The organism is Amycolatopsis sp. NPDC021455, from assembly GCF_040640995.1.
Classification (GTDB): domain Bacteria; phylum Actinomycetota; class Actinomycetes; order Mycobacteriales; family Pseudonocardiaceae; genus Amycolatopsis.
In genome coordinates this window covers 210,403-225,129 of the sequence record NZ_JBFACT010000004.1, presented here as the reverse complement: position 1 = coordinate 225,129, position 14,727 = coordinate 210,403, and the positions used below count along the sequence as shown (strand labels likewise).

Here is a 14,727-nt window from a genome sequence, read left to right as displayed (position 1 = left end):
GACGCAAAGCGCCCCAATGTGGCGTTGGGTGCATCCAACGCACCGAACGCCACATTGGGTGCGTCCAACGCAACCAACGCCACATTGGGGCGTTCGGGCCCGGCCGCAAGCCCGTCGCTCACCACGGCCATCGCAGGCTCTCCGGCGGTCCCAGGTAACTCGGCCTCAGCCCACCCGTGTCGACCACCAGCTTCTGCACGATCACCGCCGGGTCGACCATCCAGAACTTCAGCACGTGCGGGCCCGCCGCGGTGATCACGTGCCGCGTCGAGGTCAGGTTGACGTTGTCCGATGTGGTCCGCTCCCACTGGCGGTTCATCGAAGTGTCGTCCGCGCCCGTCGCCTTCGTGATGTTCACGACCTGCGGCTCCGCGTCGTCGAACGAGACCGCGTACCGCAGCCCGTCGCCCTGGAGCACGTTGCTGCGCGGGGACAAGTACGCCCACACCGTCACCGGCCCGGTCGTGAACAGCGTCATCCGGTACTCCAGGCGCGGCCCCGTTCCCGGTGTGCGGCTCGCCGCCGTCACCGGGAACGGGGTCATCCCCGCGCCGGTTCGTCCGATGTCCGGGATACGCCGCCAGCCGACGTCCGCCGTGCCGACGTCGGCGCTGCAGTGCTCGGCCTCCACCGACACGTACCCGCCCGCCTCGACGAACCCGCGAGCCGGCAGCGCCGGATTGCGCACGACGGCGTCCACCACGACCGAGCTCCCCGCGCCCGACACCGTGATCGGCACGGTCGTGGTGCCCTTCGGAGCCCGGGTCCAGTCGATCCGGACGGTCATCCGCAGCTCCTCGGTCACCCGGCCGCCGCGCGGCTCGACCAGCACCCACGGTGCCCCGGTGGAAACCGTGCAGCGGAACGGTTCCCGGCCGCGGTTGAAGACGTCGATGTACTGCGGCGGCGCGCTCTGGTACGGGCTGAACTCCGGCAGCGCCGGCCGTCCCGCGGCGCCGGGCCACGCGTCCGAGGAGCCGTCGACCGCGACCCCCAGCGACGCCGCCGCGGGCAGGTCGAGGCGCCGGACCGCCGGGAAGATCACGTCCGGCAGCGCGACGTTGTCCTTCTCCGGCTGCTGCCACGGCGCGTTCGGGCCGTAGCGGGCGACGTCGCCGTAGTCGATGTGCGGCTGGGTCTGGAACCCCTTCCACTTGCCGCCCGCGATGCCGGTGTTGTACTTCTCCGCCAAGGCCAGGTCGTCGGCGAAACGGGCTTCCGTGACGGCGGCCAGTGCGTTCGCCGACGCCCGGCCCTGGGCCGCGTAGAGCAGGTTCGTGAACTCGGCCCGCCGCAGCGCGTACAGGTTCGCCGTCGCCTGGACCTCGTAGCCCACCAGCTCGTAGAAGGCGTCTTGGAACGCCTTCGGCAGGCGCGCGCCGATCTTCGACGCCCGCGCCGCGAGGTCGTGCCACTCGTCGGTGACCCGGTCCAGCTCGCGGTAGTTGACCAGGCTGAACGGCGTCATCTGGTCGTCGTAGACGATGGTGCCGTCCGCCTGCAGGGTGATCCGCCGGTTGAGCAGCTCCGGCTTGCGCCGGGACTGCAGCCGGCCGTAGTCGTGCAGCACTCCGGCGATGTCGGAAGCCAGGGTCGCGCCGAAGTTCTCCGAGGCGAACTGACGCTCCCAGGTGGACAGTCGCTCGACCGGCAGGCCCGCCGGATCCCAGGCGTAGTCCAGGAAGAACTGCAGTGGCAGCTCGTTGCCCTTCATGTCGCCGACGTTGGCCACCCACAGCCGGTCGTTGCCGTAGGCGAACGCCTGGTGCAGCTGCTCCCACGTGTTCGCCAGCAGCGCGGTGTCGACCCACTTGTAGTTGCGGCCGCCGCCGACGTAGTCGAAGTGGTAGTAGAGCCCGTACCCGCCCGGGTGCGGCGGCAGCGACAGGTCGGGCATCTTGCGGATGTTGCCCCAGTTGTCGTCGGTGAACACCACGATGACGTCGTCCGGCGGGCGCAGGCCCTTCGCCCAGTACCGCTGGACCTCCTTGTACAGCGTCCAGACCTGTGGCACCGTCGCGAGGTCGCGGCCGGTCTCGCGGGCGAGGATGTCCCGTTCGGTGGCGATGATCTCGCGCATCAGCTCGATGCCGTCGCCGTCGGGCAGGCCGACGTCGCCGTTGCCGCGCATGCCGAGCGTGACGACGCCTTCGAAGTCCTCGCGGACCATCCGGCGGATCCCGTCGGCCCAGTAGGCCTTGATCGCCTCGCCGTTGCGGCGGAAGCTCCACTCCCCCGTGCCCCCGTACGGGTCGTGGCCCGGCGTCGTGATGTTGCCGGCCGCGTCGCGGACCGCGGGCACCGCGTGCCGGTTCCACTCCTCGATGCCGCGCATCATCGGCGCCTCGTGCGAGGTGCCCATGACGATGCCGTACTCCTTGGCCGTGGCGTGGTTGAGCGGGTCGTCCTCGGCGAACGCGCGCCCCCACACCGCCGGCCACAGGTAGTTGGCCCGCAGCCGCAGCATGGTCTCGAAGACCTTCGCGAAGAACAGGTGGTTGAAGCCGTTGGGGAAGCCCGGTGCCTTGCCGGGCCCGAAGTAGGCCGGGGCCCAGGTGCCGAGCGCCGGGTTCTCGTCGTTGATGAAGAAGCCGCGGTACTTCACGTGCGGGGTGCCGAGGCTGAACCGCTCGCGTGGCAGGTGCAGTTCCGCCTGCCGCCGCGGCGGGACGTCCGCCCACCAGTACCACGGCGAAACGCCGATCCGCCGCGAAACCTCGTAGACGCCGTAGATCACGCCGCGCTGGTCACTGCCGGTGAGCACGAGCCGCCCGTCGACGACCTGGCTCAGCGACGTCTCCCATTTTCCGGCGATCCCGGTGACGTCCAGGCGCCCGGCGCGGACCAGGTCGTCGACCAGCGGGCTGCGGCCCAGGGTGCCGACCAGCACCACCGGGCCTTCGGCCGGGACGACGTCGAACGACACCGCGGGCCGCACCCCGGTGACGCGTTCGACGTCGGCGGCCAGGTCGCCCACCACTCGCCGCACGCCGGGGAAGTCACCCGAACCGACGACGATCGTCGCGGCCTTTCCCCGCGACACCAACGGGAATCCGGAGCCGGCTTCGGCGAGGCCCGGAAGGGCCACGGACCCCGCGCCGGCCAGCGCGAGCAACTGAAGGAAGGTACGGCGGTGTACCTCGGACGGCACGGCAGACCTCCTGAGTCAGCCCTTCACGGATCCGGTCAGCCCGCCGACGATGCGCCGTTCGGCGAGCACGAAGAAACCGAGCGCCGGGATCATCGACAGCGCGGTGAACGCGAGCACCCGGGCGGTGTCCTGGGAGTACGCGGACTGGAACAGCGCGACGCCGAGCGGGAGCGTGAAGTGCCCGGAGTCGTTGAACACCAGCAGCGGCAGCAGGTAGGCGTTCCAGCTGGTGACGAAGGCGAGCACCGCGACCGTGGTCAGCGCCGGCGTCGACAGCGGCAGCAGGATCCGCCAGAAGAAGCCGAGCCTGCTCGCGCCGTCGAGCACGGCGGCGTCCTCGATCTCGCCCGGGATCGCGTGCATGAACGGGCGGAGGATCACGATCGTCACCGGCAGCGAGAACGCCGCCTCGGGGATCGCGACACCCCAGAAGCTCTCCAGCATGCCGAGCTGACGCAGCCACAGGTACAGCGGAAGCGTCGCCACGCCGAGCGGGAACAGCAGGCCGAGGGTGAACAGCGTGTAGAACGCCTCCCGCCCCTTGAACTGATACCGCGAGAGGGCGTACCCGGCCATCGAGCCGAGCCCGACGGCGAGCGCCGTGGCGATCACCGCGATCAGCGCGCTGTTGCCGAGGAACGTCCAGAACGCGCTCGAGCCGAGGACCGACGCGTAGTTGTCCGTCACCCACGGGCCGGGCAGCCCGGCCGGGTCGGAGTTGATCTGCGCGTTGGTGCGGAACCCGCCGAGCACGACGAAAAGCAACGGCACCACCGTCACGCCGATCACGACGATCGCCGCGAGGTAGCCCATCGACAGGCCGAACTTGCGCGAGCGCATCAGCCCACCATCCTCGTCAGGGCGCCCTGGGTGTCACGGCGGAGCGCGAACCGCTGGTACAGCAGGGCGAACACGAAGCAGATGACGAAGAGGATCACCGCCACCGCGGAGCCGAACCCGAACTCGTAGCGCTTGAAGCCGTGGTCGATCAGGTAGGTCGCCATCGTCGTCGACGCGTTCGCCGGGCCGCCTTGGGTCATGATCCAGACGACGTCGAACAGCTGGAGCGAGCCGATCACCGACAGGAAGATCCAGATCCGGATGGTCGGCCCGAGCAGCGGCAACACCACGTGCCGGGTGGTCTGCCACGCCGAAGCACCGTCGAGCGCCGCGGCTTCGCGCAGTTCGGCCGGCACGCCCTGCAGGCCGGCGAGCAGCAGGATGATGCCGAAGCCGATGTACTTCCAGGTGATCACCGCGAACACGGTGTAGAGCACGATGCCCGGGTCGGCCAGCCAGTTGTGGACCAGCCCGCCGAGCCCGGCGCCTTTCAGCACCCGGTCGGCGAAGCCGCCCGGCTGCAGCATGAGCGACCAGATGACCGCGGTGATCGCCTCGGACAGCACGTACGGGGCGAACACCATGGCCCGCAGCACCGCGCGCCCCCGCAGCTTCCGGTTGAGCAGCATCGCCAGGCCGATCGACAGCGGGAGCTGCACAACGATCGACAGCCCGGCGATGATCAGGTTGTGCACGATGGCGCTCTGGAACACCTTGCCGCTGAAGGCGTCGGAGTAGTTCTTGAACCCGACGAAGTCGTCGATCGGGCCGAACCCGTTCCAGTTGAAGACGCTGTAGAACGCCGCGATCCCGATCGGCACCAGGACGAACCCGCAGAACAGCAGCAGCGCCGGCCCGAGCAGCAGCGTCAGCTCGAGCCGGGTCCGCAGCCGGGACCGCTTCGCCCGGGGCTTGACCGCCGGTGCGGGCGGCTGTGCCGCCGCCCGCACCGGGGTCGTCGCCGTGGTCACTTGTTGCCCGCCGCGGCCTGGTTGACGGCCGTCACGATGCCTTCGGGGGTGCCCTGGCCGGCGAACATGTTGGCCACCGCGTCGTTCAGCGCGGCGCCGACCGCCGTCGGGAACGCCCGGTCGAAGTACATCTGCAGGTAGGTCGCCTTCGTGCCGTAGTCGAAGACCTGCCGGAGCGTGTCGGTCTTGAGCGACTTCGCCGCCACGTTGTTCACGGGCAGGCCGGCCCCCTGCGCGGCGAGCTGCGTCTGCACCGGCTCGCTGCCGAGGTACTGCAGGAAGTCCGCGCACGCCTTCGACGCGCGGGTGGTGCAGGCGAAGCCGTCACCGCCGCCGAGCACCGCGTTCGGGTCACCCTGGCCACCCGCGACGGAGGGGAACGGGAACCAGCCGACCTTCGAGTCGAGCTGCTTGTCGTCGGTCAGCGACGACATCGTGCCGGGTTCCCAGTCGCCCTGCAGTTCCATCGCGGCCTTGCCGTTGGCGACCAGGCCGGCCGAGCTGCCCGCGCCTTGCTGGGCCGGCGTGCCGGCGAACCCGGTCTGGAACGGCTGGGTGGCGAGGAAGTTCTTGAGGTCCTGCCCGGCCTTCGTCCAGCACGGGTCCTCGAGCTTGACCGCCTTGACCGACTGCTTGAGCACGTCGACGGAGCACTCGCGGATGGCGAAGTAGTTGTAGTAGAAGGCATCCGGCCAGCGGTCCTTGCCGCCGACGGAGATCGGCGCGATGTTCTTGGCCTTCAGCTGCGCGACGGCGGTGTTCAGCTCGTCCATGGTCTTCGGCGGGGTGGTGATCCCCGCCTGCTGGAAGAGGTCCTTGCGGTACCAGAAGCCGACGAAGTGCTGCTCGAACGGCACGCCGTACTGCTTGCCGTCGACCTGCCAGTTCTCGCCGAACTTGCCGGTGGTCTGGGTGATCCACGACTTCGTGAAGTCGGTGATGTCGGCGACCTTCCCCGAGGTGATCTGCGAGGCCAGGTCACCGGCGCCCCAGGACTGGTAGATGTCCGGCGGCTCGGCCGACTGCAGGGCGAGCGGGACCTTGGTGCCGAAGTCCTCGTTCTGCAGCGGCTGGGCCTTGATCGTGACGTCGGGGTGCGCCTGGTGGTAGTCCGCGACGACCTTCTCCCAGATCGTCTTGATCGGGTCGGTTGTGCCGTTGTGCCACCAGGTCAGGGTGACCGGGCCGCTCGGCTGCGCGGGTGTGTCGTTCCCTCCGCTGCACGCGGAAAGGGCGAGCGGGGCGATGGCCGCCAGGGCGGCGAGAACGGTGATCCGGCGTTTCACAAACATCGTGGGTCCACTCCTGACGACTTCGGCCGAGTTGGACGGGACGACACAGCGCCCGGGTTGGCGAAGAGTCTGCTCCGGGGGCAATTGGGATGTCAATCGTTGTCGATAACGTTTTCCATGGTTAGTCTGAGCCGATGCAGCCCCGCTCGAGGGTGACCATCCGTGACGTCGCGGCCCGGGCCGGCGTCTCGGTGGCCACGGTTTCCAAGGTGATCAACGATCGTTACGGCGTCTCCGCCGCGACGCTCGCGCGAGTCCGTGCGGTGATCGACGAACTCGGCTACGAGGCCAGCCTCGTGGCGCAGAGCCTGAGAAACCATCGGACGAACGTCATCGGGATCCTGGTCGCCGACCTCGAACCGTTCTCGACCGAGCTGCTCAAGGGGGCCGCGGACGCCATCCGCGGCAGCGGGTTCGAACTCGTCGTCTACTCCGCCGGTGGCCGCACCGGCGACCCGGCGGGCTGGGAGAAGCGCTACCTGTCCCGGCTGAGCGGGACCCTCGTCGACGGCGCCGTGCTGGTCACGCCGACCGTCTCGCTGGAGGCCGTGCCCGGCACGCCGGTCGTCGCGGTCGACCCGCACACCGGGCCGTCGCACCTGCCGACGATCGATTCCGACAACCTGCGCGGGGCCCAGCTGGCGACCGAGCACCTGCTCGAACGGGGCCACCGGCGGATCGCGTTCCTCGCCGGCCGCCCCGACCTGGAGTCCGCCGAACTGCGGAAAACGGGGTACCTGCGGGCTTTGACGGCCGCGGGCATCGCCCCGGACGAGGACCTGATCCGGATCGGCGCCTACGACCCGGAGATCTCCGCGGCCTCGGCCCACGCCCTGCTGACCGGCCCGGACCGGCCGACCGCGGTGTTCGCCGCCAACGACATCTCGGCGATCGCGACCGTCGGCGCGGCCGCCGAGCTCGGCCTCTCGGTGCCCGACGACCTTTCCGTGGTGGGCTTCGACAACGTGCCCGAGTCCGCGCTCTGCAGCCCGCCGCTGACCACCGTGAACCAGCCGATCCGCGAAATGGGCCACCGCGCGATCGCCATGCTCATCGCGCTGATCAACGGCGACGAGGTCGAGCACACGCACGTCACCCTCGACACCGGCCTGGTCGTGCGGCGCTCGACGCGCGCCCTGACCTGACCTCACTCTGCACTCTTCGACGAAGGGCGGAAAGCCTTGACCACGCAGCCCACCACGGCTGAAGAGCCGTGGCGCGACCCCGCGGCCGACCCCGCCGAGCGAGTCCGCGCCCTGATGGCGCGGATGACCCTGCGCGAAAAGCTCGCCCAGCTCTACGGCATCTGGGTGGGCATCGACTCCGCCGGTGAGGTGGCGCCGCACCAGCACGACTTCGAAAACCCGGCGGTCGACTTCGACGACCTGGTCCGGCACGGCATCGGCCAGCTGACCCGCGTCTTCGGCACCCGGCCGGTCGACCCGGTGATCGGGGCGCGCAGCCTCGCGCGCACCCAGCGGCAGATCGTCTCCAGCGGCCGGTTCGGGATTCCCGCGGTGGTGCACGAGGAGTGCCTGACCGGGCTGGCCGCGTGGCAGGCGACGATCTACCCGGCCCCGCTGTCGTGGGGTGCGACCTTCGACCCCGACCTGGTGCGCCGGATGGCCGAGCGGATCGGGCGGACCATGCGCGGGCTGGGCGTGCACCAAGGACTCGCGCCGGTCCTCGACGTCGCCCGCGACCTGCGCTGGGGCCGGGTCGAGGAGACCATCGGCGAGGACCCGTACTTGGTCGGCACGATCGGCAGCGCCTACGTCGCCGGCCTGGAGTCGGCCGGCGTGGTCGCCACGCTCAAGCACTTCGTCGGGTACTCGGCGTCGCGCGCCGGGCGCAACCTCGCACCGGTTTCGGCCGGGCCGCGCGAAGTCGCCGACGTCCTGCTCCCGCCGTTCGAACTGGCGCTGCGCGCGGGCGCCCGGTCGGTGATGAACGCCTACACCGACACCGACGGCGTCCCGTCCGCCGCCGACGCGTCGCTGCTGACGGAGCTGCTGCGGGACACCTACGGCTTCGACGGCACGGTCGTCGCCGACTACTTCTCGGTGGCGTTCCTGCACAAGCTGCACCGCGTCGCGGCCGACCGCGGCGACGCCGCCGGGCAGGCGCTGACCGCGGGCATCGACGTGGAGCTGCCCACCATGGACTGCTACGGCGAGCCGCTGCTCGCCGCGGTGGAAGGGGGTGCGGTCGACGCCGCCGCCGTCGACCGCGCTCTCGAACGCGTGCTGCGGCAGAAGTGCGAGCTGGGGCTGCTCGACGCGGGCTGGGCACCGGAGGTCCCGGAGGAGATCGACCTCGACGACGCCGAGTCGCGGGCGCTCGCCCGTGAGGTCGCCGAACGCTCGATCGTGCTGCTGCACAACGACGGCACGCTCCCGCTCTCCCCCGGCGCCAAGCTCGCCGTGGTCGGTCCGCGCGCGGATGCGGCCGGAGCGATGCTCGGCTGCTACTCCTTCCCGCTGCACGTCGGCGTCCACCACCCCGACGTCCCGTTCGGCGTCTCCGTGCCGACCGTGGTGGAGGCGCTGCGGGAGTCGTTCGACGTGACGTACGCGCTGGGCTGCCCGGTCACCGGCGGGGACGACGACGGCATCGCCGAAGCGGTGGCCGCGTGCGCTTCCTCGTCCGTTTGCGTCGCCGTGCTCGGCGACCGGGCCGGGCTGTTCGGCGGCGGGACGTCCGGCGAAGGGTGCGACGCGCCCGACCTGCGGCTGCCGGGCCGTCAGGAGGAACTGCTGGACGCGTTGCTGGACACGGGCAAGCCGGTGGTGGTCGTTCTGCTGTCCGGGCGGCCGTACGAACTTTCCCGGCAACTGCCCCGGCTCGCCGCCGTGGTGAGCGGCTTCTACCCCGGCGAAGAAGGCGCGCCCGCGCTGGCGGCTGTCCTCAGTGGACAGCTCAACCCGGCGGGCAGGCTGCCGGTGAGCTTCCCGGCGGCCGGGGCTAGCCAGCCGTCGACGTACCTGGCGGCGCCGCTGGGGCAGCGCAGCGAAGTGAGCACGGTGGATCCCACTCCCCTGTTCCCCTTCGGGCACGGCCTGTCCTACGCGCCGGCGACGTGGCTGGACGTCAGCGCGACCGGCTCGCTCTGGCCGACGGACGGCGTCTGCCGGGTCCGGGTGACGCTGCGCAACGACCACGGGCGCGAAACCTCCGAGGTCGTCCAGGTCTACCTGCACGACCCGGTGGCCGAGGTGGCGCGCCCGGAGCGCCAGCTGATCGCGGCGCGCCGCGTTTCCCTGGCGCCGGGCGAAACTTCGGTGCTCGAGATCGCCCTGCACGCGGACCTGACGTCCTACACCGGCCGCGCCGGGAAGCGGCTGGTCGAGCCCGGCGACGTGGAGCTGCGGGTGGGGACGTCGAGCGAGCAGATCGTCACGACCCTGCACTGCACGCTGACCGGGTCGCGCCGTGAAGTCGGCTTCGACCGGGTCCTGACTCCGGAGTTCTCGTCATGAAACGTCCTCTGGTGCTCTTCTTCCTGGCCGTGCTGACCACCCTGTTCGTCGGTGCTTCCGCGCGTCCCGCGCCGTCGCACTGGGTGGCGACGTGGACGTCGATGCCGCAGCTGACCGAGCCGGGCAACATGCCGCCGGCGCCCTTCACCGGCACCGACCGGGTGCTCGACAACGCTTCCCTGCGCGAGACGGCGCAGGTGACGACCGGCGGTCCCCGGATCCGCCTGCGGTTCTCCAACGCCTTCGGCGGCGCACCGCTGCCGCTGACCGCGGTGTCGGTGGCGCGTCCGGTTTCCGGTGCCGCCGGGGTTTCGGCCGTGGTTCCGGGCAGCATCACCGGGGTGACGTTCCACGGCAAGCCGTCGACGGTGGTCCCGCAGGGCGCGCAGGTCGTCTCGGATCCGTTGGCGTTCCCGGTGCGGTCGCTGGAGAACATCACGGTGACGGCGTACCTGGCGAACGGCCAGGCGTCGACGTCGATCACCTCCCACCCGGGTTCCCGCACGACGTCGTATCTCATGGCGGGCAACCAGGTGGCTTCCCCCGAGCTGCCGGGTGCGACCCCGGTGGACCACTGGTACTTCCTCAGCGGCATCGAGGTGCTGTCCCCGGCCTCGGCGGTGGCGGTGATCGGCGACTCGATCTCCGACGGCCGCGGCTCGACGACGAACGGCAACGACCGCTGGCCGAACGTGCTGGCTTCGCGCCTGCACGGCGTGTCGGTGGTGAACCAGGCAGCGGGCGGCAACCGCGTCCTGCAGGACGGCCTGGGCCCGAACGTGCTGGCCCGCCTGGACCGCGACCTGCTGTCGACGAGCGGAGTGTCGTGGGCGATCGTGTTCGAAGGGGTCAACGACATCGGCACGGCCACCCCGGCAGCGGCGTCGGACGTGGCGGCGCAGCTGATCGACGCGTACGACCAGATCATCACCCGCGCCCACGCCCAGGACATCAAGGTCTACGGAGCGACGATCACGGCGTTCGGCGGCAACACGGGATATGACGCACCGGAGCGCGAAGCGGCGCGTCAGCAGGTGAACGCGTGGATCCGCCAGCCGGGCCACTTCGACGCCCTGCTGGACTTCGACAAGGTGACCCGCGACCCGGCGAAGCCATCCCAGCTGCTGCCGGCGTACGACGTGGGCGACCACCTGCACCTCAACCCGGATGGTTACCGGGCGATCGGGAACAGCGTCCCGGAACAGTTGTTCGACGACCACGGCGGCTGGGGGAGCTGAGCAGCTCGGCCGTGGGGCCAACCCGCTGCGTTCGGGTTGGCCCCACGGCGCTTCGGTCAATCGCTGACGGCCCCGACGAGCCGGTTCCTTTCTTCTTTGATGAACTTGTCGAAGAAAGGCTTGATCTCGTCGGCGATGCTCCCGCCTTCCGCCAGCTCGGAGATCAGCGACCTATAGTCGGGATTGACCCGGACGACCGTGTCTCCGCCGCGCCTGGCCTTCAAGATCACCACGTCCAGGACACCGCGCTTGACGAGATACTCAGTGAACTCGGTCGCCAAGGCCCGGTCACGAATCTTCGTACCACGGCTCAGGCCCTTCTTCCGGTGGGTGCCGGCCAGCCGCGCTGAAAGGCTGATCGCGACCTCCCGAGCAGCCACGTACCAAGGTCGGCCCAAGTACGGATTGAGGTCGTCGATGTTCGCCACCAGGGCTCCGGACGAGAAGAGCCATTGCAGGGCATCCTTGCCTTCGAGCACGGCCGTGGTCCCGCGGGTAAAGGTGTCGTTCACATAGATCGAGAGGATCTCCGCATCACGGAAGTCGGCGCCCTCCAGCACCGCGTTGTCGAACTGGACCCGTTCGAGGATGGCTCCCTTGAACGACGCGTCGCGCAGATCGGAGCTCCTGAAATCGCTTTCCAGCAAGAGAGCCCCATCAAATCGCCCTCGCGTCAGCTCGAGTCCCGAAAGGTCCAGCCCGGCGAGGTCGACATCCTGCAGATTCGCCGGCTTTCCCAGAAATGAAACGTGCTCCGACCTGTTGCGAATAAACCCATAAATTATCTTGAAAAGCCACTGTCGCACACTGCCCGAATCCGTCTCCTCGAAGACCTTGCGGATCCGAGCGGAGAGCTCTTCGTTGTATTCCGCGAGCCCCACGGTGAAGCCCGCAACGGCGTCGGTCACCTGTGCGGTATAGAGACCGTCGTACACACCACCGCGGACCAGATGGTCCGCGATCGCGTCCGCGACGAGGAACTCCCTCAATGAATTGTGCGAGAAACCGACCGGCGAATCGAGATCATTCTCGTCGACCGGACTGTCGATGACACCCGACGTATCCAGGAACTGCCGCTGGGTCGTCAGTCCGGAGTGACGCCGGCAAGCGCGGTAGTAGCTCTCCAGATCGGTACTGGGAGTATCGGACCTCGCCAGAATGGCACCGAACAGGCTTTGCACGAGTTCACGCACCTCTTCCGGAGGAGCGAATAACGACCGTCCTGGCTGCTGCAGCCGCACGGCGAACGAGCGCAAGAAAGTCCGCCGTTGACTGGCTCGAAGACTTCCAAACGCATTGTCCCGATTGAGCAGGTTCAAGATGACAATATCGAATATCTTCGCCTGGTTCAGCGTGCCGATGTCATCCGGAAATAGCTCTTGCTGATCCGCGGTCGCCCGCGACCTGCCGTCAGCCAGCGTCTCGGCCACAGTCGTCAGCAGTCGCGCGATGACAGCCCGCTGACTCACTCCCTCCAGAGATTCAAATCGATCATACAGTTCCTGCAGCTTCTGCCGAGCGGCCGGTTTATCCTTCAAGACCCGGTCGAACAATGTCATGCGCTGCAGCTTTGTCAGATCGTTGAGGCGTGCGTACGTCGTTGCCGAGAGGCGATTGGAGATCACCCGAGCGACCTCGGTTCGGCGTTCTTCCTCGACCCGATCGAGTTCTTCCCAGCGGAGGCCATCGTCCGTTTCGACGGCGATCAGCCGCTCCGCTCGACTCTCGAAGTAAGTAGGCCGGGAAGTCAGCACGGCTTTCGAACCGTTGGAGACTCCCACGAGCAGCGTCGCGAGGTTCTCCCGAATGATCTGCGGCCGGATGCTCTGCGCCATCTCGTCGAACGAATCGAGCAGAAATACGACACGGCCCACCGAAGCCAGGTACTCGAACGCTTTATAGTTCACAGTCGTCACGCCCGCACTCTGGAGTGTGGTCGTCACCAGCGACTCGAAATCAAAACTCTTCGTGAACCTTTGCAGTGGCACGAACAGCGGAACCGGCCGAGTGATCGGGTCTTTCTTGTAGTCGTCAATGAGTTCGTACAGCAGCCTTTTGAGCATCCACGATTTGCCGACTCCATAGTCGCCCAGAACCGTCAACCAGGACTGTTCACCGCCGAGCCACTGTTTGACGTATTTCAGCGCGGCACTCCGATCCTTTTTGTCACCATCGGTGTGTATCTGCGTGGGCTGATACTCTTCGAAGATGACCGGCCGCAGCGGGTCTGATTCAATGCTAGCCACATATCCGTCAAAGTTCATCAAGCGACCGATGAGCAGATCGAACGAAAACGCGTCGATCCGGTGCTCAAGCGCATACCCCTGGGCTTTTTGGGTGTACCCGTTGGCCGCTACATGCATAAGATGACTGGCGTGCGGATACTTCTGCTGCGCAGCCCGAAGCTTGTTCATATCGGCCTGGAGTTTGTCAACCCCCACCGGCTTTTCATAGTCCGCGCACTCGATGAAGATGTGCTTCCGAGCAATCCCGAACCGTTCGATGGCGACAACGTCGATCTCACGGTAGTTGATATCGGTGCCAGGCATGACATCGTGGTCAGCCAGCGCCATCAACTCCGAGACTCGCCGAACAAGTTCGGTCTTGTCCATTCTGACTTACTCCTCATGCCGTGGGGACCGGACGTGTCACCGCAGCATACTCTCGCGTGCCCGCATCCGGACGGAACGACGACTCCGCATGTCGCGGTGCCCGTTCTGAAGCTGCCAAAAGCTGGACAATTCCGGGACAGTTATCCCCACGAGATTCGAATCGACATCACCGATCGCCGAACCCGGCCTGACTGACGGTGATCGTCGGATATCTGTTGGGACACAAGCGAGTCTCGAAGGCAGGGGGCCCGTGACGCGGGTCACGGGCCGCCCCCTATCATGTCGCGGTCTGCTGTCCCCACAGGTAAGTCGTCGCTCCCGGAAAGGGAAACCATGTCCGACGTCATCAACAGCATCTTCGGCCGTCCCAAGAACGAAAACCCCGGCGCGGGCGGGTACGCCTACGGCAGCGTCGAGCCGGCGCCCATGGAAAGCGCTGCCCAGGCCGAGGAGGCGGCCGTCGCCGACGAGACGCCCGTCGCCGTCGAGGACGCGGAATCCGCGCCCCAAGCGGAAACCAGCGCGGAAACCGCCGAAGCCGAGGCCACCGACGACACGGACGAAGCGGCGGAGACGAGCGACGAGGAAGTCACCGGCACCGACGAGGAGGCGGTCGCCGAGGACTCCGAAGAGGACGACACCGACCCGAACGCCACCGAGGACACTGCCGAGCAGACCGCCGAAGCCGAGTCGGATGTTGAGGCCGAGCCAGCCGAGGACACTGCCGAGCCGGTTTCCGAAACAGAGGCGGAACCGGTCGCCGAAGCCGAGCCGGTCGCGGAGGAGGAGCCGGCCGCCGAGAGCGAGGCGGTCGCGGCCCGGCCCGCGGCGGGCACGCGCGGCAGCACCACGATCGCCGACGGGGTGGTCGGCAAGATCGTCGTGCGGATCGCCGCCCAGTCCGACGGCGTGCACAGCGTCGACGAGAACGGCATCACGGTCGAGCTCGCCGACGAGGTCGCCTGGATCACCATTCCGGTGGTGGCCGAGTTCGGCCACGCGATCAAGGCGCTGGGCGAGCGGATCCGCGTCGCCGTGATCGACGCCGTCGAGCAGTACCTGGGCCTCGACGTCGAGGTCGTCGACGTCCACGTCACCGACATCCACTTCCCCGACGCGAACTGACCCCGTCGCGCCCGGTCCC

9 protein-coding genes are annotated in these 14,727 nt (G+C 68.4%); 4 read left to right on the top strand and 5 right to left on the bottom strand.

What is annotated here, in order from left to right:
- Positions 1–118 precede the first annotated feature (118 nt).
- The 4 genes from AB0G28_RS08430 to AB0G28_RS08415 are packed head-to-tail and all read right to left on the bottom strand — an operon-like array spanning position 119 to position 6,254.
- On the bottom strand, positions 119–3,115 hold the full coding sequence (locus AB0G28_RS08430; RefSeq protein ID WP_361084721.1) for a glycosyl hydrolase 115 family protein: 2,997 nt from the start codon (positions 3,113–3,115) through the stop codon (positions 119–121).
- Positions 3,116–3,166: 51 nt separating this feature from the next.
- Positions 3,167–3,991, bottom strand: coding sequence for a carbohydrate ABC transporter permease (locus AB0G28_RS08425; RefSeq protein WP_361084717.1), 825 nt, complete (start codon positions 3,989–3,991; stop codon positions 3,167–3,169).
- Positions 3,991–4,962: a sugar ABC transporter permease gene (locus tag AB0G28_RS08420; RefSeq protein ID WP_361084714.1), complete on the bottom strand. Its 972-nt coding sequence runs from the start codon at positions 4,960–4,962 to the stop codon at positions 3,991–3,993. Before AB0G28_RS08420 ends, AB0G28_RS08425 begins: the two co-directional genes overlap by 1 nt.
- On the bottom strand, positions 4,959–6,254 hold the full coding sequence (locus tag AB0G28_RS08415; RefSeq protein ID WP_361084711.1) for an extracellular solute-binding protein: 1,296 nt from the start codon (positions 6,252–6,254) through the stop codon (positions 4,959–4,961). The genes AB0G28_RS08420 and AB0G28_RS08415 overlap by 4 nt, the downstream gene beginning before the upstream one ends.
- 134 nt (positions 6,255–6,388) lie before the next feature.
- Here AB0G28_RS08415 and AB0G28_RS08410 point away from each other — a divergent pair, with 134 nt between their 5' ends.
- The 3 genes from AB0G28_RS08410 to AB0G28_RS08400 are packed head-to-tail and all read left to right on the top strand — an operon-like array spanning position 6,389 to position 10,971.
- A complete protein-coding gene (locus tag AB0G28_RS08410) occupies positions 6,389–7,399 on the top strand; it encodes a LacI family DNA-binding transcriptional regulator (protein ID WP_361084709.1) in 1,011 nt (336 codons plus the stop codon).
- A 36-nt stretch (positions 7,400–7,435) separates the two neighbouring features.
- On the top strand, positions 7,436–9,733 hold the full coding sequence (locus AB0G28_RS08405; RefSeq protein WP_361084707.1) for a glycoside hydrolase family 3 N-terminal domain-containing protein: 2,298 nt from the start codon (positions 7,436–7,438) through the stop codon (positions 9,731–9,733).
- Positions 9,730–10,971: an SGNH/GDSL hydrolase family protein gene (locus tag AB0G28_RS08400; protein ID WP_361084704.1), complete on the top strand. Its 1,242-nt coding sequence runs from the start codon at positions 9,730–9,732 to the stop codon at positions 10,969–10,971. The genes AB0G28_RS08405 and AB0G28_RS08400 overlap by 4 nt, the downstream gene beginning before the upstream one ends.
- A 56-nt stretch (positions 10,972–11,027) precedes the next feature.
- On the opposite strand, the gene AB0G28_RS08395 is transcribed toward AB0G28_RS08400, so the two are convergent.
- On the bottom strand, positions 11,028–13,583 hold the full coding sequence (locus AB0G28_RS08395) for a pentapeptide repeat-containing protein (protein WP_361084701.1): 2,556 nt from the start codon (positions 13,581–13,583) through the stop codon (positions 11,028–11,030).
- A gap of 333 nt (positions 13,584–13,916) precedes the next feature.
- Here AB0G28_RS08395 and AB0G28_RS08390 point away from each other — a divergent pair, with 333 nt between their 5' ends.
- Entirely contained in the window at positions 13,917–14,708 is a 792-nt protein-coding gene (locus AB0G28_RS08390) for an Asp23/Gls24 family envelope stress response protein (RefSeq protein WP_361084699.1), read from the top strand.
- The last annotated feature ends 19 nt before the right edge of the window (positions 14,709–14,727 follow it).

Bases quoted from the DNA above. Each gene is read 5' to 3' on its own strand.
- AB0G28_RS08425 (WP_361084717.1), bottom strand. From the start codon at position 3,991: ATGCGCTCGCGCAAGTTCGGCCTGTCGATGGGCTACCTCGCGGCGATC.
- AB0G28_RS08415 (WP_361084711.1), bottom strand. From the start codon at position 6,254: ATGTTTGTGAAACGCCGGATCACCGTTCTCGCCGCCCTGGCGGCCATC.
- AB0G28_RS08410 (WP_361084709.1), top strand. From the start codon at position 6,389: ATGCAGCCCCGCTCGAGGGTGACCATCCGTGACGTCGCGGCCCGGGCC.
- AB0G28_RS08400 (WP_361084704.1), top strand. From the start codon at position 9,730: ATGAAACGTCCTCTGGTGCTCTTCTTCCTGGCCGTGCTGACCACCCTG.
- AB0G28_RS08395 (WP_361084701.1), bottom strand. From the start codon at position 13,583: ATGGACAAGACCGAACTTGTTCGGCGAGTCTCGGAGTTGATGGCGCTG.
- AB0G28_RS08390 (WP_361084699.1), top strand. From the start codon at position 13,917: ATGTCCGACGTCATCAACAGCATCTTCGGCCGTCCCAAGAACGAAAAC.